The sequence below is a fragment of the Emticicia soli genome (genome assembly GCF_037860775.1).
Classification (GTDB): domain Bacteria; phylum Bacteroidota; class Bacteroidia; order Cytophagales; family Spirosomataceae; genus Emticicia; species Emticicia soli.
Map to the genome: position 1 here is coordinate 67,265 of NZ_JBBEWC010000014.1, position 21,304 is coordinate 88,568.

General features: G+C 39.1%; 12 protein-coding genes. 8 read left to right on the forward strand and 4 right to left on the reverse strand.

Annotation, left to right across the window (positions count from 1 at the left end; translation table 11 throughout):
* Positions 1-93: 93 nt before the first annotated feature.
* The 5 genes from WAE64_RS20745 to WAE64_RS20765 all read left to right on the forward strand — a co-directional run bounded on the left by WAE64_RS20745 (position 94) and on the right by WAE64_RS20765 (position 9,752).
* Positions 94-1,182 (forward strand): GNAT family N-acetyltransferase, encoded by a 1,089-nt coding sequence (locus WAE64_RS20745; protein WP_340239694.1) that lies wholly within the window; start codon positions 94-96, stop codon positions 1,180-1,182.
* 310 nt (positions 1,183-1,492) lie between these two features.
* A complete protein-coding gene (locus WAE64_RS20750) occupies positions 1,493-4,066 on the forward strand; it encodes a phosphocholine-specific phospholipase C (protein ID WP_340239695.1) in 2,574 nt (857 codons plus the stop codon).
* Between the two features lie 227 nt (positions 4,067-4,293).
* Positions 4,294-5,559: a nucleotide sugar dehydrogenase gene (locus WAE64_RS20755; RefSeq protein ID WP_340239696.1), complete on the forward strand. Its 1,266-nt coding sequence runs from the start codon at positions 4,294-4,296 to the stop codon at positions 5,557-5,559.
* 132 nt (positions 5,560-5,691) lie between these two features.
* Complete coding sequence (locus tag WAE64_RS20760) at positions 5,692-6,072, forward strand: response regulator (RefSeq protein WP_340239697.1); 381 nt, start codon at positions 5,692-5,694, stop codon at positions 6,070-6,072.
* 8 nt (positions 6,073-6,080) lie between these two features.
* A complete protein-coding gene (locus tag WAE64_RS20765; protein WP_340239698.1) occupies positions 6,081-9,752 on the forward strand; it encodes a PAS domain S-box protein in 3,672 nt (1,223 codons plus the stop codon).
* Between the two features lie 52 nt (positions 9,753-9,804).
* On the opposite strand, the gene WAE64_RS20770 is transcribed toward WAE64_RS20765, so the two are convergent.
* Both WAE64_RS20770 and WAE64_RS20775 read right to left on the reverse strand, forming a co-directional pair.
* On the reverse strand, positions 9,805-10,737 hold the full coding sequence (locus WAE64_RS20770; protein WP_340239699.1) for an alkaline phosphatase family protein: 933 nt from the start codon (positions 10,735-10,737) through the stop codon (positions 9,805-9,807).
* A 122-nt stretch (positions 10,738-10,859) separates the two neighbouring features.
* Complete coding sequence (locus WAE64_RS20775; RefSeq protein ID WP_340239700.1) at positions 10,860-13,052, reverse strand: penicillin acylase family protein; 2,193 nt, start codon at positions 13,050-13,052, stop codon at positions 10,860-10,862.
* A 303-nt stretch (positions 13,053-13,355) separates the two neighbouring features.
* Here WAE64_RS20775 and WAE64_RS20780 point away from each other — a divergent pair, with 303 nt between their 5' ends.
* Positions 13,356-16,460: a ligand-binding sensor domain-containing protein gene (locus WAE64_RS20780; RefSeq protein WP_340239701.1), complete on the forward strand. Its 3,105-nt coding sequence runs from the start codon at positions 13,356-13,358 to the stop codon at positions 16,458-16,460.
* The gene (locus WAE64_RS20785) at positions 16,457-17,095 is read left to right on the forward strand and encodes a response regulator transcription factor (RefSeq protein WP_340239702.1); all 639 of its coding nucleotides are present in this window, start codon (positions 16,457-16,459) and stop codon (positions 17,093-17,095) included. Before WAE64_RS20780 ends, WAE64_RS20785 begins: the two co-directional genes overlap by 4 nt.
* Positions 17,096-17,158: 63 nt before the next feature.
* Here the strand turns inward: WAE64_RS20785 and WAE64_RS20790 are convergent, their stop codons facing one another.
* Positions 17,159-19,570 (reverse strand): PAS domain-containing sensor histidine kinase, encoded by a 2,412-nt coding sequence (locus WAE64_RS20790; protein ID WP_340239703.1) that lies wholly within the window; start codon positions 19,568-19,570, stop codon positions 17,159-17,161.
* 13 nt (positions 19,571-19,583) lie between these two features.
* Complete coding sequence (locus WAE64_RS20795; RefSeq protein WP_340239704.1) at positions 19,584-20,021, reverse strand: response regulator; 438 nt, start codon at positions 20,019-20,021, stop codon at positions 19,584-19,586.
* A 254-nt stretch (positions 20,022-20,275) separates the two neighbouring features.
* On the opposite strand from WAE64_RS20795, the gene WAE64_RS20800 reads away from it, so the two are divergent.
* Complete coding sequence (locus WAE64_RS20800; protein ID WP_340239705.1) at positions 20,276-21,043, forward strand: 3-keto-disaccharide hydrolase; 768 nt, start codon at positions 20,276-20,278, stop codon at positions 21,041-21,043.
* Positions 21,044-21,304: the final 261 nt, after the last annotated feature.

Below are 21,304 nucleotides of genomic sequence, written 5' to 3' on the forward strand. Positions count from 1 at the left end.
TATGCATCAGCAAATTCAGATTAAAATCATACTTTCTCCTTTTGAATTTTATTGCTTTATGCTTACTTTAAGGGCCGAAAGTAATACTTACCCATGTTAGCAGAATTATATTATCCCTCGTTACTCGAACCCAAAGATTTAGATGCACACCTTGAAGACGGTTGGTTCAGAATGGGTCAAGCTATTTTTACTACCAATTTCCTTAAATTCAAAGAAGTACTTTATAGTGCTATCTGGCTACGGATTGATTTAAATACTTTTGAGCCCTCTGGCACTCAGCAAAAACTTCAGAAACTCAATTCAAACTTTACTATACATATTCGGGAGGCTTACATTGATGATGCTAAAGAAATACTCTTCGAAAAATATCAGAATCATGTTAAGTTTGATACAGCCCCCAATTTACAGCAATTGTTGTTTGGGCATGGTAGCCATGATATTTATGATACCCTTGAAGTATGTATTTATGATGATACCAAACTGATTGCCTGTGGTTTTTTTGATTTGGGCGAAACCACCTCGGCCGGCATTTCGTGTTTCTACGACCCCGACTATAAAAAGCATAGCCTAGGTAAATACCTGATGTTTCAGAAAATGGAGTTCTCTAAAAAAAGAGGGCTAGATTTTTTTTACCTCGGCTATTTTGCCCCTGGTTACCCTTTATTCGACTATAAACTGGACTTATCCCGAACATCATTAGAATACCTCGATTTAGTTACAGATGTATGGCTACCTATAAAGCAATTCAGTTATGATTCGATACCGCTCGATACCATGATTGCTAAATTACATATGCTACATAATGCCCTGAAAAAAGAACAGGTAAATAGTGTGTTTCAGTACTATGAATTTTTTGACGCCGATTTAATTAATAGTTTGAATGGCCTGCGACTTTTTGATTTTCCTGTTTTTCTGTTTTGTTTTGGCATCAATACCTCGAATCCGATAGTTGTATATGATGTGCGTGATGAAAAATATCATCTGATTACCTATCATTGCATTTACGAAACGATGTTTGAACAAAAAGATAAGACCCGTTTTAATACCCATTTACTACAACTTTCGAAAGTACTTTATTCTACCTCTTCAATAGAAACAATGGTTAAGGTTATCAGTACTGCTTTACGAAGAAATACCAATGGTAATTTTTTTATTCTTGACTTAGTGTTGAAAGAAGTATAGCCAACCCAGAGTAATAAGTAAAAAACTTTGAAACGTAAATTCTGTGCAAAGAAAATCCATTTCACTTTTGGTTCCGGCAGCAGTATTTTTAGATTTTCTGTTTAATTAATAGTGCTTCTATACATTCGCTAAATTTATTAAACTATTGTTCGGTTTCCTCAGTCAATAGCCCATCCAGCAATTTTATAAGTATAGGTATTGAGGTAAAGATATTATTAATAATTAGCTTTGTAGACCTAGCTAAGTGATTAATATTTTATATTTACACCTTGATTTTATACTAAACTCCCCTAATACTTCGACAGCCCTTATGGAGACAAGAAGAGAATTTATTCAGAAAGCCGCAGTTTTAGCCAGTGGCACAGGATTAGCCGGAATGCTACCTCCGGTTATTCAGAAAGCACTCGCCATCGACCCTAAAGCAGGTAGCACTTACCTTGATGCCGAGCACGTAGTGATTTTGATGCAAGAAAACCGTTCGTTCGACCACTCTTTTGGGACTTTGCAAGGCGTGCGTGGTTTCAACGACCCAAGAGCTATTTCGCTTCCAAATAAAAATAAGGTATGGCTTCAGCCAAACGCTGCCGGAGAAACCTTTGCACCGTTCAGACTAGACCTGAAAGATACCAAAGCAACCTGGATGAGCTCTTTGCCGCACTCGTGGGAAAACCAGGTTGATGCCCGTAATCATGGTAAATATGATAAATGGCTCGATGTGAAGCAGTCGGGTAATAAAGATTTCAAGAAAATGCCCCTCACAATGGGCTATTATGACCGTGAGGATATTCCGTTTTACTATGCGCTAGCCGATGCCTTTACGGTTTGCGACCAGAATTTCTGCTCTTCGCTTACGGGTACTACGCCAAACCGCTTGTATTTATGGACGGGTACTATCAGAGAAGAGCAAAATGAAAATTCTAAAGCTAATGTAAAAAACGAAGACGTAGACTACGACCGTTGGGCTCGTTGGAAAACTTACCCTGAAAGGCTAGAAGAAAACAATATTTCGTGGAAAATATATCAGAATGAAATAAGTCTTTCAGTTGGTTTAGAGGGCGAAGAAGATTCTTGGTTAGCCAATTTTACCGATAATCCGATTGAATGGTTTGAGCAATACAATGTGAAGTTTTCGCCAGAGTATTATCAGTATCTGGTAAAGATGGAGAAAGCATTGCCGGGTAAAATCGCAGAGTTGAAAACCAAACTTGCCTCTTTAACCGAAGGAACTGCCGATTATGCTAAAACCAAAAAAGAACTGACACAGAGCGAAGACGAACTGGTTACAGCAAAAAAAGATTTACAAGAATGGACACCTGAAAAATTTGAGAAACTATCAGAGTTTCATAAAAACATTCATAAAAAGGCTTTTTCAAATAACCGAAACGACCCTGACTATCATAAACTTACAACCCTTGAATATGAAGATAATGGTGTAAAACGCACTGTGCAAGTGCCTAAGGGGGATGTTTTGCATCAGTTCCGTGAAGATGTAAATACAGGTAAACTACCACAGGTTTCGTGGATTGTAGCACCTGAAAATTTCTCTGACCACCCTGGTGCACCTTGGTATGGTGCTTGGTATTTGTCGGAAGTGATGGATATTCTGACTAAAAACCCTGAGGTTTGGAAGAAGACGATTTTTATTTTAACCTACGACGAAAACGATGGTTACTTTGACCACGTTCCGCCGTTTGTACCCCCAAACCCAAAACAACCCCATACAGGTAAAGTATCGGCAGGTATTGACCCTGGTGTAGAGCAAGTTGGTATAGCCCAAGAATTGAAACGTAAACGTACCAACCCTGAGCGTGATTCTCGTGCAAGCCCGATTGGTTTAGGCTTCCGTGTGCCAATGGTAATTGCTTCTCCCTGGAGCCGAGGCGGTAATGTATGTTCTGAGGTTTTCGACCATACATCTGTATTACAGTTTCTTGAGAAATTCCTGAAACATAAAACAGGTAAAGACATAAAAGAAACTAATATCAGCGAGTGGCGCAGAGCTATCTGTGGAGACCTCACTTCTAGCTTTGAACCTTATAATGGTGAGAAAATCAAACTACCAACATTTGTTCAGAAAGAAGCTTTTATTAAAACCGTATATAATGCTAAGTTTAAAGGGCTACCGTCGAACTTTAAAAAGCTAAACGAAAGTGAGATAGCACAGCTAAACGAAGGTAAAGACCTTGGTATTTTGCCAAAGCAAGAGCCAGGTGTGCGTAAAGCAATGCCGATTCCGTATCAATTGTATGTAGATGGAATGCTAAGTGCCGATAAAAAGACTTTTGCAATTAATATGCATTCGTCAAACGAGCTATTTGCTAAGCAGTCTGGCGGAACGCCTTTCATTGTTTATGCACCAGGCAAATATGCTATGCGTGATAAAGACAACCAGAAAACAGGCTATGAAACCGTAAGAACATGGAACTACGCAGTTGCCAATGGCGATAAATTATCAGACGAATGGCAATTAGATGATTTTGAGAATGAGCAATATCACCTGATAGCCTATGGCCCAAATGGCTATATGCGTGAGTTTAAAGGAGACGTCAACGATCCGTCATTAGATATTAACTGCGAGTATCAACGTGTGAAAGGCAGCACTAAAAAACTGACAGGAAATGTTGAGTTGAAGATTAAAAACCAAAGCACAAGTGCAATTACTATTGAGGTGGCCGACCAGTCGTACAAAAACGGTAAGCATAGCAAAACCGTAGCAGCCGGCGCTAGCGCAACCATCGTGATTGACCTTGCCAAAAGCTTCAACTGGTACGATTTCAGTGTGAAGGTAAAAGGTAACAGTACTTTTGAAAAACGCTATGCCGGACACGTAGAGACCGGGAAGCCAAGCTTTACTGACCCTGCGATGGGTAAAGTGGTAGCATAAAATAAAATTTATTAATACGCTAAAAGCCCTTTTCTACCCGCTAGAAAGGGCTTTTAGCGTATTAATCAAACATTGTTTTTGATAGTTCTTTACTTTGTATGCTGAGTGCTAAAATTTGTAAGCCTTTGTCGTTTAATCAATCTACTACCTAATATTTGTTGGTTTCGCACGCTTATTTTCGATTTTCGCACTAACTTGCCACCATTATTCATACAAGCCTTTATTTAGTGGAATCGAACGAGATAAAAATAGCAGTAATCGGACTTGGGTATGTGGGTTTACCACTGGCGATTGAATTTGGTAAAAAGTATACTACCATTGGTTTTGATAATAATACACAACGAATCAAAGAATTAACTACTCATTTCGACCACAACCGTGAGCATGAAACAGCTGCATTTGAAGCTGCCAGGTATTTGACTTTCTCATACCAGCAAGAGCTATTAGCTGGCTACAATGTTTATATTATTACGGTTCCAACACCGGTTGATAATTTCAAAAAACCAAACCTTAAACCATTGCTTAAGGCTACCCAAACAGTAGCTGAAGTATTGAAAAAGGGCGATACTGTTATTTATGAGTCGACAGTATACCCAGGTTGTACCGAAGAAGACTGCGTACCTGTGCTAGAACAATACAGCGGCTTGGTGTTTAATAAGGATTTTGTTTGTGGTTATTCGCCCGAACGAATTAACCCTGGCGATAAAACCCGAACGCTTACAAGTATTCAGAAAATAACTTCAGGCTCTACACCTGAAGCTGCAAAGCAAATAGATGCACTGTACCAGAGTATTGTAATGGCCGGTACTTACCTTGCTCCTTCAATCAAAGTAGCTGAGGCTGCCAAGGTAATTGAAAATACCCAGCGAGACCTGAATATTTCATTTGTAAATGAACTGGCGCTTATTTTCGATAAAATGGGGATTGATACTACCGAAGTTTTACAAGCCGCTGCTACTAAATGGAATTTTATGCCTTTTAAGCCGGGCCTTGTTGGGGGTAATTGTATCAGTGTTGACCCCCATTATCTTTTGCATAAATCGCAGTCTTTGGGTTATCATCCACAGGTAATTTTGTCAGGTAGGAGTGTAAACGAAAAAATGGGGGTATTTGTAGCTTCAAAATTAGTTAAAACCATGCTGCAAAGAGGCATTACCATTAAGAATAGCGATGTATTGGTAATGGGTATTACGTTTAAAGAAAACTGTTCAGATATACGAAATACAGGAGTACTTGATGTAATAAGAGAGCTAAATGAATACGGAGTAAAAACTTATGTGTATGATACCTGGGCCGATGCTACCGAAGTACAACGAGAGTATGGAATAAATCTTTTGCAAGAAATTAATAATCAATATGACGGTATTATTCTGGCAGTTCCTCATCAGGATTTCTTAACGCTCGATTTGCAGGTATTAAAAAAAGAAAAACATTCAGTGATTTTTGATATAAAAGCAGTTTTGAATAAAAAAGATACCGATATACGTCTGTAAAAGCAATAATTTTGCTTTTTTTATTTTTCTTTCTACCTTTATGCAATAACCATACATTGTTACTAAACCTAGTACTATCTTAAGCCAACCTATAATAATTATTTTAAGCTAAGGTTTCTTTAAATTCGAAGTATGATTTTTAGTAATATATTGTTAATAGATGACGACGAAGACGACCAGGAGATTTTCCAGTCGGCGGTGCAGCAGATTTCTACCTCAGTTCAATACAAATATCTGAATAGTGCCAGGGAAGCGTTACAGAAATTATCATCGGGTGAGGTTTCACCCGAAGTAATCTTTCTTGACCTGAATATGCCTCTTATGAGTGGGCAGGAGTTTTTGGGTCAAATAAAACAAAATGAACTTCTTTCAACTATACCGGTAATAATTTTTTCTACCTCATCAGACCCCACTACCAAAGAGCTGACCAAACACCTTGGCGCCCATGATTTTATAACAAAACCTTCTGATTTCGACCAGTTAGTAGATTTATTGAAGCCTCTAATTCGTTAAAATTGTTTATGAACACATCAGGTAAAGCTGTTAATGATTTCCCGTTCCTGCAAGGAGGTGGCGAAGTTGGTGCTTTAATGCGAATTAAAGACTGGAGCCAAACATCTCTGGGTACTCCAGATTTATGGCCTATACAATTAAAACAGTTAGTGGCTACCATGCTCACTACGCCTACTCCAATGCTTATTTGTTGGGGCGAGAAGCGCACCCAGTTTTATAACGATGCTTTTTTGCCAATTCTTGGTGATTCTGAGCATCCGCAGTCGTTGGGGTTAAGTGTTGAGGAGACCAATGCCGAGATATGGCGGACATTTTCTTCGCTTTTTGAACAGGTAATAAAGGGTGAGGATGCGAGCTATAAAGACTTTAAATTGCAACTCAGCAGAAATGGAACTTTTGAAGATGCTTTCTTTGATTTTTCATACAGTGCAATTAAAGACGAAAATGCTGCAATAAAGGGAATATTGGTAATAGGTAAAGAAACTACCGACAAGGTAAAGTCAATCAAGAATCTGGAAGAAAGTGAAGATCGTTTTGAGACTATGGCCGAAAGTAGCGATATTCTGATTACCATTGGCGACCCTGATGGCAATATTGCTTATATGAATAATGCATGGGTAAACCTGACTGGTAAACCTATACCTGAATTATATAAAAATGGCTGGCTTGGCCTAATTCATCCCGAAGACAAAGAACGATTTTTTCAATCAGCATCAAAGGCTTTTAAAGATCGGGTTTCGTTCAAAAGCGAGTTCAGGATCTTGGGTAGAGATGGAGAATACCATTTACTATTAGGCCATTCTACTGTTCGTTTTAGTAAAGAAGGCCTGTTTTTGGGCTATATCGGATTATGTACTGAAATAACCGAACGAGCACGGCATGAATACGAATTAGAGAGAGCCGTTGAACAATTGCGTCTATCAAAAGAAGCCGCTCAATTAGGTACTTTTGATTTAGACCTTGAAAAAGGTACAATGGAATGGGACGAGCGATGCCGTATTCTTTTTGGAATCAGCCATAAAGATGATGTTAGCTACGATAAAGATTTTGTGGGAGGGCTTCATCCGAAAGACCGTGAACGCATTCTGTACCAGATTGATAAATCTTTTATAAAATCGGTCAGCAATGGAGATTATGATGTTGAATACCGCACTGTAGGTTTTGAAGATGGCATAGTAAGATGGGTTAAAGCCAAAGGCAAAGTACTTTTTGATAATAACGATAAACCTATACGTTTTATCGGCTCGGTGCTTGATATTACCGATCAGAAAAATGCAACTAAAAAACTTGAAGAAAGCGAAGCACGTTTCCGTGCATTGATTGAAGAGGCACCGATAGCAACAAGCCTTTTTGTAGGCCGAGACCAAGTGATTGAAATAGCCAATGAAAAGATGCTGGATATATGGGGGAAAGGCAAATCGGTATTTGGCAAACCATTAGCAGAAGCATTACCTGAGCTAAAAGGCCAGCCGTTTTTATCATTACTCGACGAAATATATACTACTGGTGTTGCCTATTCAGCTAATGCCATGCGTGCCGATTTAGAAGTGGGCGGCGTTTTAGGTACTTATTATTTCGATTTTACATATAAACCACTCTTAGATAACACCGGTAAAGTTTATGGCATTATGGATATGGCCGTAGATGTAACCGAGCAGGTAGAGGCACAAAAAAAAGTAGAAGAAGCCCAGCGAGAACTACTCACTTCTTTTGAAGAATCTCCGGTAGCTATTGCCATTATAAGTGAAAATAATCTTACGTTCAGAAATGTAAATAAATTCTACGCCGCATTGGTAGGCCGAAAACAGGAGGAACTGATTGATAAACCTATGATGGAAGCACTTCCTGAACTGGTAGGTCAGGGGTTTGACCTGTTGCTGAAAGGAGTAATCAGTACAGGCCAGCCATATATTGCCAAAGAAGTAAGAGCCGATGTAGTACGCAATGGTAAATTAGAAACTATTTTTGTTGACTTGGTTTACCAACCTCGCTACGAAGGCAGCGGCAAAATTGTAGGTGTGCTTGTAGTGGCCACCGATATAACCGAGCAGGTACTTGCCCGACAGAAGATAGAAGAGAGTGAAACCAAATTAAGAAGCATTCTGGCTTCGGCTCCGGCAGGAATAGGGCTTTATGTTGGAAAGGATTTTATTATTGAAAGTCCGAATCAGACCTTTATTGATCTGATGGGTAAAGGGCCTGATATCACAGGTAAATCACTCAGAGAAGTAATGCCTGAATTGATAAGTGAAAATCAGCCGTTTTTAGATATATTGGCCGATGTATTTGCAACCGGGAAGGAGTATCATTCTTCAGGCTCATTGGCCAAAATAGTGAAAAATGGCATAATGACCGATAGCTATTATAACATTACCTATACACCTGTATTTAATGCCGAAGGTGAGGTATATGCCATACTTGAGATTGCTGTTGATGTAACCGACCAGATTAAAGCACAACAGGCACTTGAAGATGCAGAAGCTGAATTACGTGGCGCAATAGAATTGGCCGGCCTTGCTACCTGGAAACTTAATATTAAAAATAATACGTATCAATACTCCCAAAGGTTTATGGAGTGGCTCGGGTTTACCGAAGAAACCCAGAATTTGGTAGCTGCATATAACCCATTACCGGGTGAATACCGTGAATCGGTACCTGCACTTATAGAAAAAACAATTTTACCAGATAGTTCAGGTTTTTATGACAACATACATCCGGTTGTGAATCATAACACGGGGCAGGTAAGACTTATTCATGCTCAGGGGCAAGTGTTTTATGATTCGTCGGGTGCTCCGGCTTTTTTGAGTGGTACGGCGCAAGATATTACGCTTCAACGAGAAATGCAGATGGCACTGGAAGCAGAAGTAAAGTTGCGCACAAAAGAGCTTGATGAAGTAGTAGAAAAACTACAAACAACTGTTGAAGAGCTTGCCGAGTCTAATGCACAACTCATACAGTCTAATGCAGAGTTGGCACAGTTTGCTTATATAGCTTCACATGACTTACAAGAACCTCTGCGTAAAATAAGTACTTTTTCTCAACTTCTTGAGCGAAGCCTCGGTAGCCATGCCACTGATGAATCAAAGAATTTTCTGGCAAAAATCCGTAATTCATCGGCCCGCATGACAGCCCTCATCAGAGATGTACTGATGTACTCGCAGTTGGCAAAAGAAAATGAAACCTATGAAAAGGTAAATCTTAACCAGATTGTAAAGAATGTACTGGCCGATTATGATTTATTAATTGAGCAAAAAGAGGCTACTATTGAGCAGCAGCAATTGCCTGTTATTGAAGCTATACCTTTACAAATGATTCAGTTATTTGCCAATTTAATAGGCAATGCTTTAAAATTTGTTGCTAAAGATGTAAAACCTATAATAAATATAAGTGCAGAAAAAGTAAGTGACGAGTCGGTGCAGAGGCTTGGTTTAAGCCCTGATTCAGAGTATTATAACATACAATGTGCCGATAACGGAATTGGAATTCCGCCTGAATATGCCGAAAAAATATTCAATATATTTCAGCGGCTTCATCGTAAATCAGAGTACGAAGGTACAGGTATTGGCCTTGCCATGTGTAAAAAAATAGTGCAGAACCATAAAGGTAATATAAGCATAGAAAACAATAAGAATGGCGGAACAATATTTAATGTGATTTTGCCTGTAAAGCAACTCTTATAAAAAAAACAGGGGTGCTAACTTAGCATCCCTGCAAATAATACTATTTCTTCTTTTATCTGAAAAAACGTTTCATCTTCTTATTCTTCTTTTTTAGAATCATTTCCGGCAAAACTCCCGACCATGAGTTTGGAATATCTTTCAGGTTGAAGATATTGGCTATTACCAGCGAAGTATTCTTATTACTATTGGGATAATCTGCAAGCCCAAGTTTATTGATTTGTGGCCCTGTGGCTGCCCACGGAATCTGCATTTCTGACATCGTAACACCTCCATGTCCGGCTTCGATGCCACCGTGGTCGGTAATGAGCATGAAATGGGTATCTTTATACAGATTTTCAGCCTTTAACTGAGTTGTGAGTTTACCTATCACACTATCGGCCTCTTCAATAGCTGCTATATACTGCGGCGACATCCACTTGTAAGTATGCCCGGCGTGGTCGGTATGTACGGTATACAGAAACACCATTGTAGGTTCTTGCTGATGCTTTACAATGAAATCATGGGCTTTCTGATAATTGTTTTTGTACCCGTATCCATCTTCAAACGAAACTTCATCAAGGTAATTTTTATTGAACGATTTTATCAGGTTGCCCCAATTGTAATAAAAGGCCGTTTTTACATTAGGTACCTGGTCTTTCAAGAGTTTAAATATTGATGGGTAAAAACCCTCTTTATCGGCCTCTATAGGTTGTAACTGATGGTTATCTATTGTCCAGTTGTTGTTTACTACACCGTGCTCTTCCGGCCCTGCGCCAGAAAGGTGGCTTGTCCAGTTAGGCATTGTTACCGAGGGCATTACAGGGCGGGTTGTTAAAGACAATACCCCTTCTGCTACCAAGGCATCAATATTTGGGTGTTTTGATGCTTTATAACCTTCAGTTCCAAAGCCATCTAGCCCTATCACAACTACTCTTTGGGCAAAAAGACCAGCACTAGCCAGATGAAAATACAGTAGGGTAAAATAAATTACTTTCACAGATTTCATAGTAAAAACGCTTATAGATTTTAATAAGACTAATAGACGCAATATTAACAAAAAGCCCGCTGATGTTTCCCTGTGCTGTGTTATCAATTAGTTATTTTGATCTGATACCATTTAAGCTTGCCTTATTCGCCCGGATGATAGCTCTTTTCGGCATTTTTCAATACATCATCTTTATAAAACAAAACATCTTTAAATTGTCCTTTGGTGTACATTTCGGCTTGGTCTTTAAAATGCGGAGAGTCTGGATTACTACTCTGCCCACCTGCCAGCAAAGATTTTGCTTTGATTTTAGAGCCAAATTCAACAGCACATATAAAGCTATTACCGCTTATTCCGTATCTTTTTTTAGTATTTGCATAAGCCCGGCTGTTGTATGATGGCAACATACCCCACAAAGCAGATGCATAGCCAATCGGGAAACTTGCTTGTTTGTCGTCATATTTACCTTGCAGTTCACCCGTCAGGCGTTGAAAACGGTTAATATCGCCCCAAGGTGTATGCCATGTGCCATATCTGGCTTTTAAATCTTTGAGTGCTTGCGCAAAAGGTTTCAGTAGCTGCTCATGTGTAGCTGTTTCAGCAAACTTTTTGGTGCGGGTTACTTGGTCGGCTTCGCCTTCATCAATGTAAATTTTTTGTATCTCACTACCCAATTTCTGCGCCCACTCAATGGCTATTGAAGTTTCAACTGAGTTTTCACTCGTACGATAATCCCATTTATCCAATAGCTTAATGGCATCAATTACTTGCCCGTGAAGGGTGTCTTTGGGTGCAACATGTTCCTCAAATGATTTTACCAAGGCAGGAACAAGTACTTCAAATGCTGACAGATAGGTGTCATATCCGGCTTCAATTACTTTATCGATAGTGAAATCTTTACCTTGGCTCAATACTCGTGCTGCATTTACCCCTCTGAAATTCTCACCATCGGGTGCCATGTAGGGTGGGTAGTCTGCTTTGTTAGGGCTTTTATCGCCGGCTACCGTAAAGGGCGTAGAGTTACAGTTTTGCAACCAACCATTAGTGGGGTTGTATGAATGTACCGTTTCTTCTACTGTGTGCAAGCCTTTCCATTCGGTTGCGCTGGTGCTTCCATCAACAGGTTTCGACCAGTTCAAAGATTTATCTCTGTTTGGTACATAATTGCCATGCCAGTAAGCAATATTTCCTTTATTATCAGCAAAAACAGTGTTATTTGAAGTATTAGCCTTTAAATCCATCACTTTTTTGTAATCTTCAAGCCCTTTGGCTTTGGTGCGTTTCCAACTTTGTATAAGGCTTACAACTGAGCGGTTATATGATTTCAGACTCATCCACATATCATTGCGTTTGGCCATTATTGGGCCGTGGTGTGTGGCATAAGTCGTAAACTCACGGGTTTGTAGTTCTCCGTCTTTCAGGTATTTTATACTGATTTTCTTTTCTGAAACGGGTTTCAGTTGGCCATCATATTCATAAAAAAACTTACCTTCTTTCTTGCTTATTTTCTCGGCGTAGAGGTCGGCCACATCAACTGCACTTGAGGTGTGCATCCAACCACAATAAGGGTTAAAACCTTGATACACAAAGAATTGTCCCCAAGTTACGGCACCGTAGGCATTTAACCCTTCTTCGCTCACAACTTGAACCTCAGGGCGGAAATAAAAAGTTACGTGCGGATTTATATACAAAATAGCATTGCCCGAAGCAGTTTTTGATGGAGCAATAGCAAAACCATTAGAGCCTGTTTGCATTTCGGGATCTTTTGGTTCATCAACATAAGAAACTTTATCGCCTGAGTAGAAGTTTTTTAATTCTGAAATCGTAGCATCAGCAGTACTTATTGCTCCAATACTGCCATCAGTCCACAAAAGCGGATACCAGGCTTTGAAGCGTGTAAGCATAGCTGGTTTTACCTCAGGATGCTTATATAAATAATAATTAATGCCATCGGCATAGGCATTCATCAGTTTTTTGAGCCAGGGGTCTGCTTTATTATAATCGGCAATGGCCTCGGTGGTATCTATCAACATACGTATTTGCAAGTCGTTGTAAAGCTCGCCTTCGCCTTTTAACTCGGCCATCCTGCCCAGTTTTTCGATGTAGTTCATTTCTACACGCTTAAAATCGTCTTCACATTGGGCATAAAGCAAGCCAAAAACTGCATTGGCGTCGGTTTTGCCATAAATATGCGGAATTCCCCAATTATCGCGAATAATCGTAACCTGCTGCGCTTGTTGTTCGAAACGCTTGATTTCAGCAGCCGAAAATGTTCGAGAAACTTTTTGCGCAAATAATGAAACAGGTAATAGGAGCAAATAGACAAGAATCCTCATATTATTAGTAGTTTGTTTAGATGATTTTCGCTTCACAAAGTACATAAATAATCTTATTAAGTCAATTCAGTGATTATAATATAGACCAAAAGTGAAGATTATGAGAATTGTAAAAGTGTGCATACAGCAAGGTAATTTGCAGTTTCGACTACGAAAAAGGAAATCTTGTTTTTAAGATTGTGTGATTTGAGAAGATGAAAAAAGAGTATTTTTGACATAATAACAGTAATAAGTAAATACACCCAAATTGGGTGAGATTCAGATAGGCTTTAATTTCGTAAATTAGCGTTTAAATTAGGGCCTATGTTAGCAAGACTTTTTATTATTTTCTTTTTGCTGGGTTTCAGAGTATTGGCTATCCCCGGTTTAGACCAGATTGGCTTGAAAGAAGGACTGAGCCAGAGCGAAGTTCGTACAATTTTACAAGATAAAGAGGGCTATATGTGGTTTGGTACCCAAAACGGACTAAACCGCTATGATGGTGCTCAGATGAAACATTTCTATAATAATCCATTTGAGAAAAACAGCTTATCGAACGACGACGTAACGTTTTTGTACGAAGACTCTCAACAAAAACTTTGGATAGGGACTAAATATGGGCTCAATAGTTTCAATAAAATAACGAAAGATTTTGTGCGCCACACCGAGCTTTTCGGTAAAAATAAGCCAGACTACAGCTATGTCGTAACAGGAATTGTAGAAGACCAGTATAAAACACTTTGGATAAGTACCTACGATGGCCTATGGCGGCTTATTCCGAAAGGAAAGGGCTACAAAGCCATTCATTTTGAGCATGATTCGACCAATAATAAAAGTTTACCCAGCTATGGCGTAGGCTATATTGTGAAAGACAAAAAGGGAGGCTTATGGATAACCTCAAGAATCGGGCTTAGTAAAATAGTGATTAAAGATGCTACTAAGCACCCCGAACAACAGCAGGTTGAGTTTTTGCATGCCAATAATACGCCACAAGAGTTTTACAAAAAACTGAATTCCCCGATTCAACGGCTTTTTTGCGATGAACATAATAATCTCTGGATAGCTGCACAAGAACGCTTGTTCAGGCTTAACTTGAATACGGCCGAATTACAGAATTTTTCAGAACAATTGCTTCAGCCTGACGTATTTATATCGGCCATTATGCTTGATAGATTTGGCACTGTTTGGGTGGGTACTATGGCCAAGGGCGTGTTCAGATATGAAGTAAGAGGCAATAGTATTGAACTCATAGAGCACATAGAAGAAGATGCCCTTAGCCGAAAAGGTTTAAAAAGCAGTTCTATTTACTCGATTTATGAAGGAAAAGAAGCCAACGAAGACATTGTATGGATAGGTACACGTGAAGCAGGAGTGCATTTGTTCAGCCATTCTAAAAACAGTTTTAAGCAATGGGATAAAGTACTAGCCAGAGAAAATTCGATAGCAGCTACATCGGTTTCGGGTATTTGTAAAGATAGTTATAATGATATATGGGTAGGTACTTTTGATGGGCTCTTCAAGATTAATGCGCATACCAGTAAATACAAAAAATATGTTTTAAGTACCACAAATAGCCAACTCAATGCACATCAGGTTATTTTTGAAGATTCAAGAAAAAATCTTTGGCTGGGTAGTAACGAGGGGGTATTCAGGTATAACAGGCAGGCCGATAAGTTTTATAATTTCCCGATTCCGAAAATAAAAGGCCATGAACCGGCTGTAATGAGCTTTCTGGAAGATAAGAACCATACGCTCTGGATAGGCACAGGGGGGTATTTGTTGCATATTAATGGCAGCAACATAAAAAAATATGAGCAAACACCTGATGGATTACGGCTCTCGGTTGCAGCTCTTGAAGAAGATAATAGCGGCAATTTATGGATAGGTACATATAATGGCTTAGTGAAGTTTAATAAAGCAAATGGGACTTTTAAAACCTATTTAAACGACCCTAACCAGCCAAAGGGGCTAATCAGCGATTTGATACTCTCGGTATTATGCGATAAAAATAATCAGATATGGGTAGGTAGTGCCAAAGGCTTGAGTAAACTAGTGGTAGAAAAAGGTAAAGAAGCCTTTGTGCATTATACCGAAAAAGACGGCTTGCCTAATAGCTTTGTGTACTCGACACTAGCCGATGCCAAGGGTAGAATCTGGATGAGCACCAACAACGGGATTTCATGCTTTGACCCAAAAGCCAGAACTTTTCAGAATTACTCTTCTGACGACGGCTTGTCGAACAGAGAGTTTAATTCGGGAGCTTATTTTCAGACCAAATCGGGCGAGATTTTCTTTGGCGGTTTAGGAGTATTTGTGAGTTTTAACCCTTTACAAATGACCAATAATAAGCATTTGCCTAAAACGGTGATTACCTCTTTCACAAAGTTTGAAAAAGAGCAGAATCTGGATAGCTTGTTAATGAAAGACGGAAAAATAAAACTGAATTATGATGAAAACTTTTTCGCTTTCCGCTTTGCTTCGCTCGATTTTACGAATCCTGAAAAAAATCAGATAGCGTATAAACTTGAGAATTTCGATAAAGACTGGATTTATTATGGTACCCGTCGCTACATAAATTTCACGAACCTAAGGGCGGGAGATTACACACTGAAAATAAAAAGTGCCAATAATCAGGGTTTCTGGAACGAAAAAGATATTCTGACTATACCGATTTCAATAGCGCCACCTTTCTGGCAACGCTGGTGGTTTTATCTGCTTTCGTTTGTAGTGCTGGGTACTTTGGTAATGACTTTTTATAGGGTAAGAGTAAACCGTATACTAGAGATTGAACGGGTAAAACTGGAAGAAAACGAGCGGGTGCGCAAAATAGCAGCGCAAGATATGCACGATGAGTTTGGCAACTCACTAACCCGAATTACTTTATTGACAGAACTGATAAAGAATAAACTCGTAAAATCGGAGCGGGACGAGGCGCTGGTTCTACTTGCTAAAATAGGTGACAACGCCAGCCGCTTATATCAGGGGACAAAAGATTTTATATGGGCTATTAATCCTGAGCATGACAATATGTTTGAAATTGCCATAAGGATAAAGGATTTTTGCGATGAGATTTTAGATAAACAAGATATAAGATTTGTGTGCGAGGGGATTTCGGAAGACTTTGAGCATATTAAATTACCAATGGGCGCAAGCCGACATCTGGTAATGTTGTTTAAAGAGGCCATCATGAACACCCTGAAACATGCCAATGCCACCGAAGTAAAACTCAACTTCAAGGCTGAGCCTAACACTCTGACGATATGTTGGCAGGATAACGGAAGTGGTATTCAGCAAAATAAGCCTAATAATGGCAATGGCTTAGGTAATATCAGAAGCCGTGCCGAGAAGATTGGGGCAGAAGTAGAGATTATATCAAAAGATAGAGTAGGAACGACTGTGAAGTTAGTCATCAACAATATAAAAAAATGAGCTATCAAAATACGAACCCTATCAAAATCAGCCTGGTAGAGGACGATAATATTATTCGGGAAGGATTTGTCATGCTTTTGAACGAAAATCAAGGTTTTAGAGTAGTGAGTGCCTATAATAACTGTGAGGATTTTCTGCGAAACGTTCAAACCGATAAACCTAATGTGGTGCTGATGGATATTGAGCTGCCGGGCATGAATGGTATTGAAGGCATTGAGCGCACAAAAAAGATATATCCGCATGCGCAAATTATAGTAGTAACGGTTTATGAAAACGATGATTTGGTTTTTAAGGCGCTATGTGCCGGCGCAGGTGGGTACCTGACCAAAAATATGCCTTCGCAACGACTGATTGAGGCCATAAGAGAGATTATGGGTGGCGGAGCGCCTATGAGTACCAACATTGCCCGATTGGTGGTGGCATCGTTTCAGAAGAACCATAATTCGCCATTATCATCAAGAGAAACAGAGGTTTTAGAGTTACTTTCGAGAGGGAAAAGTTATACCAATATTGCCGAAGGCTTGTTTATTGACAAAGAAACCGTACGAACGCACATCAAGAATATCTATTGGAAACTTGAAGTTCACTCAAAAGCCGAGGCTATTGAAAAGGCGATGAAAGAGAAATTGATATAGGGGTTAACAAAAAGAGACAAATTGATTAAATTACTTTGTCTCTTTTGTTTAGCATATATTTCCTCAGTTCAAAGGCGTAAAAATACAAAACGTTGCTCCTTTGCCTGGTTCGCCGATGGCGGTAATAAATCCCTCGTGGTTCTGAATGATTTTCTTGCATATTGCCAAGCCAATACCAGTACCCGAATACTCATTTTTATTATGCAAACGCTGGAATAACTCAAATATCTTCTGCGAGTATTGTTGGTCGAAACCAATACCATTATCGCTGATGCTCAGCATCTGGTAATTTTTATCTGCTTTAGCCCCTTCGTTAATATACGCATTACCTGCTACTACTTTAGCGTTAATTTTTATTTCTACCGGAACATCAGCTTTACTGTATTTAATAGCATTGCTTATAATGTTTTCAAGCAATTGTTGAAACTGGAAAGAAATCAACCTTAATTCAGGTAAAGTAGTATAAGTGATGCTTACGTTTTTTTCTTCGATACTATCTTTAAGTGTAGTTTTTATTTCTTCAAGCAGCGTATTTAAATCAGTTTGCTCAAATACTTTATCAGCCGAGGTAGCTCTCGAAAACGCCAGCAAGTCATTAATGAGCTTTTGCATTTGTGTAGCCGACGACATGATACGAGGCAAAAACTCTTTAGCCGTAGGCGATAAAAGATTAAAGTCTTTCTCAAAAATACGGTTACTGAACAACTTGATTTTGCGTAAAGGCTCTTGCAGGTCGTGGCTGGCTATGTAGTTAAACGACATCAACTCTTCATTACTACGTTGTAGGTCAAGGTTTTTCTGCGCTAGCTGAAGGTTGGTATTGTATTGTTCGGTAATATCCTGGCATGTGCCGGTTATCTTATAGGGTTTGTTAAACTCATCTAATACTACTTCGCCTCTACCTTGTAGTACTCTTATAGTGCCATCGTCCCATACAATTCGCATTACATAATCTTCGGCTATGTGTGTGGCAAGAGCTCTTTGTATTTCTTCTACACGGCGTTCACGGTCTTCGGGATGAACCAAGGAAAGAAAACGCTCAAAATGAATATTTTCAGATTGTGGCTCAAGGCCGTAAATGCGATACATCTCGTCGCTCCACTCAATAGTATTGGTTGGAATATCCCAGCTCCAGTTTCCGATGTGTGTAAGTGCCTGCGCTTGTTTGTGTAGGTCAACAGTATGCTTTAATTGCTGAAGCATAGCGTGTCGTTCGGTTACATCCATCACAGTACCTCTCATTTTGATTGGTTTTCCATCTTGGAAAGTAACAATTCCACGCGACCATATTATTTTATCAGTATATCTTTTATAACGATACTCACATTCATATATACCATTGCCTGTAATAGCCTCATTGATAGCTGCTGATAGCATCACCTGGTCAGCAGGGTGTACAAACTGCAAAAAAGAGAGATAGTCTTGCGCTTCTTCAAGCTCAAATATTTTGAATAACTGCTCAGAATTGCTTGATGTATGATTTTGCAAATCCCAGTCAAAACTACCCAAGCCTGCTATTTCCTGTGCTTCACTTAGTTGTTGCTCTCGTAACTGGAGTTGCTGTAGTGCTCCTTTTTCTTTGTTAATATCAAGCGATATGCCAATGATGTGCTCTGGTATTCCTTCGTCATTACGTTTGAATACTGTTTCATATACCCTTTGCCAATGATATTTGCCGCTTTTGGTTTTAACTCTATACTCTAAAATTCGTATTTCACCATCGTTGGCTAAAGCGAAATCCTGTAAATGACTAATCCTTTTCTCATAATCATCAGGATGCACCAATGCCTTAAATACGTGAGGGCCAAATTCGGCTATTTCTTTATGATTATAGCCCAGAATATGCTCCCTTTTGCTGGTAGTATATATTTCTTTAAAATTAATTATATCATATACGTAGATAATGCCAGGGAGAGTATTGTTTACTTTTTCGATAAAATACAGGTGCTCGTTTATTTTTTGTTGCTTAATATTGAAGAGTGTATTATAAGATTGCTCTTCAACAGTAAGCACAAACCTGTCGATTTCATCAAGAATATTGTTATACAGTAGAAGGTCGGTTGTGTAATCAGGCAAAAAATGCCGAAAAGCGGCTCGGCGTGTATAACTAACCGTTGAAATATCTTGTGCTACTATTTCATTATTCTGCACAAGAGGTAGCTGGTTGTCGGTCCAGCGTTTCAATGAAAGCGCAATAAATTCATCTACTTTGTTGGCTGCAAAATAGCTGAGATAATCTTGCGTGCCCTGAATCGACAGTTTTATTAGCTCATCTTCGGGCATATTCTCAAAGAATCTCAACAAAGGTATTTTTACTTCTCTTGAGATAGCGAGTGTTTTACGGGTAAAATCTTCGAGCCTGTTGCTCAGAAGATATTGTGCGTAGTCTGGTAAGTATTGAAAGTTTAAAGAATCAGGCGTAATGAACTCGCTTTCAGCACGAGTTACGTCTGACTGTTCTTTGCTAAGGGCCATACTTAATAAAGTTTTAATACTTTAAAACAAACTTTTCTTTATCTGGTTGGGGTTTATACTCTTCGCATTTTAGGGTAAAAACCTTTTTTAGGATAATTTTCAGTTTTAGGTATGAGTCAGGCTTAGGGATATACAAATTAGCGCCTGCTTTAAAGGTGGAATTTATCTGGTCGATATTTGAACTGGTAGAGTAGATTACTACCGGAATATTCTTATAGTGTTTATGTGTTTTTATTTCACTGAGGCACTCCTGACCGTTTTTGAAGGGCATATTCAAGTCGAGGAAGATAGCATCGGGCAATGTGTCAGAAAGCATACTCATCAGTTCCATTCCGTCACTAACAGTATTAACAGTTACCGAACTTACAGTTTCTGACATGGCCTCTTTGAAGAAAATCTGGTCATCTTCGTCGTCATCGGCAAGAATGATATTATAGTTTAACTTGGTCATGCAGTTTTAATGGTTAGGGGTCATCGTTTTAATAGTTTTCTTACTTTTAATTAAAGCTCAGGAAAGCAAGTAAAACAATTAATAGAGCGTTGCCAATAGTAAATAAGTTAAGGCAAACGCTTTTATTATCTTTAGAAGGCATAATCTTCTGAAAGATACGTTAAAATTACACACTTTTGTTCAATTATTCTTTTTTTATTTTGTATTCTTACCATTTCAAAAACTCTTTAACTTTTAAACTAATGATAAGACCTATGAATAGAAGCAGACTTGTTATTCTTTTTGTTTTTTATATTGCCACAAGCGTGTATGCACAGGCGCAAATAGGGGTAGGAGCCAAAGCGCCCAAAGGTGCCGAGGTATACTTAGATGGCTCACGCAAGATGCTTGATGAAAAATGGATTTACTGGCAAGGCCCAAGGCTGGCAGCTACTATGCCCATTAAATGGTTTGTGGTTGATGACCCTACCGGAAAAGGCACAGCTATAAATACAAATGACCCTGCCGCTGCTGGTGGTAAATATGGTGCTGCCGATATTGTTACGAAAGATACGTTTCGTGATTTCAGAGCGCACGTTGAGTTTTATATAAGTAAGCCTGGTGGCAATAGTGGTGTGTATTTACAAAACCGCTACGAGATTCAGGTTTTAGATGGCGACACTACCTCACACGGAATGGCGGCTGTTATCAATGAGTCGAAATCGCCGTATTATGCTTATAATGGTGTAGGTAAATGGAATGCCTACGATATAGTTTTCAGAGCGGCACGTTTTAAAGATGGCAAACTGGTAGAACAGCCAATGGTAACAATGTATTTTAATGGTAAAAAGGTACACGTTAATCAGAAAATCAGTCAGGTTTGGGGTGGGCCAAACTCTGGTATTGATGGGGGCAACGATGGCGGCAAGGGTATTACCGACACGCCGGGTGGACTGAAATTACAAGCCGAAGGCCACGATGTATTGTACCGCAATATCTGGATTAAAAAGCTGGATATAAAAGAGGCTAATACTGATTTTTGATATAATTCTTCGCTGATATCCTACATTAAAGCGGCACTTTATCGTATTATTGATAAAGTGCCTGTTTAATTTAAAATTACCTGATATGCTATAAATTATGGTCTTCCCACAAGTTCATTGTATTCAGGATCTAGTATTGAATATTTAATTTTAACGCTATCACCTACATAGTAATCTAAACTGCCAGTGGGTCCGGTATATTTTTTGCCATTCAGCCAAAAAGCATAAAGGTAATAGTGCTTTTGAATCTTACCTTTTCGG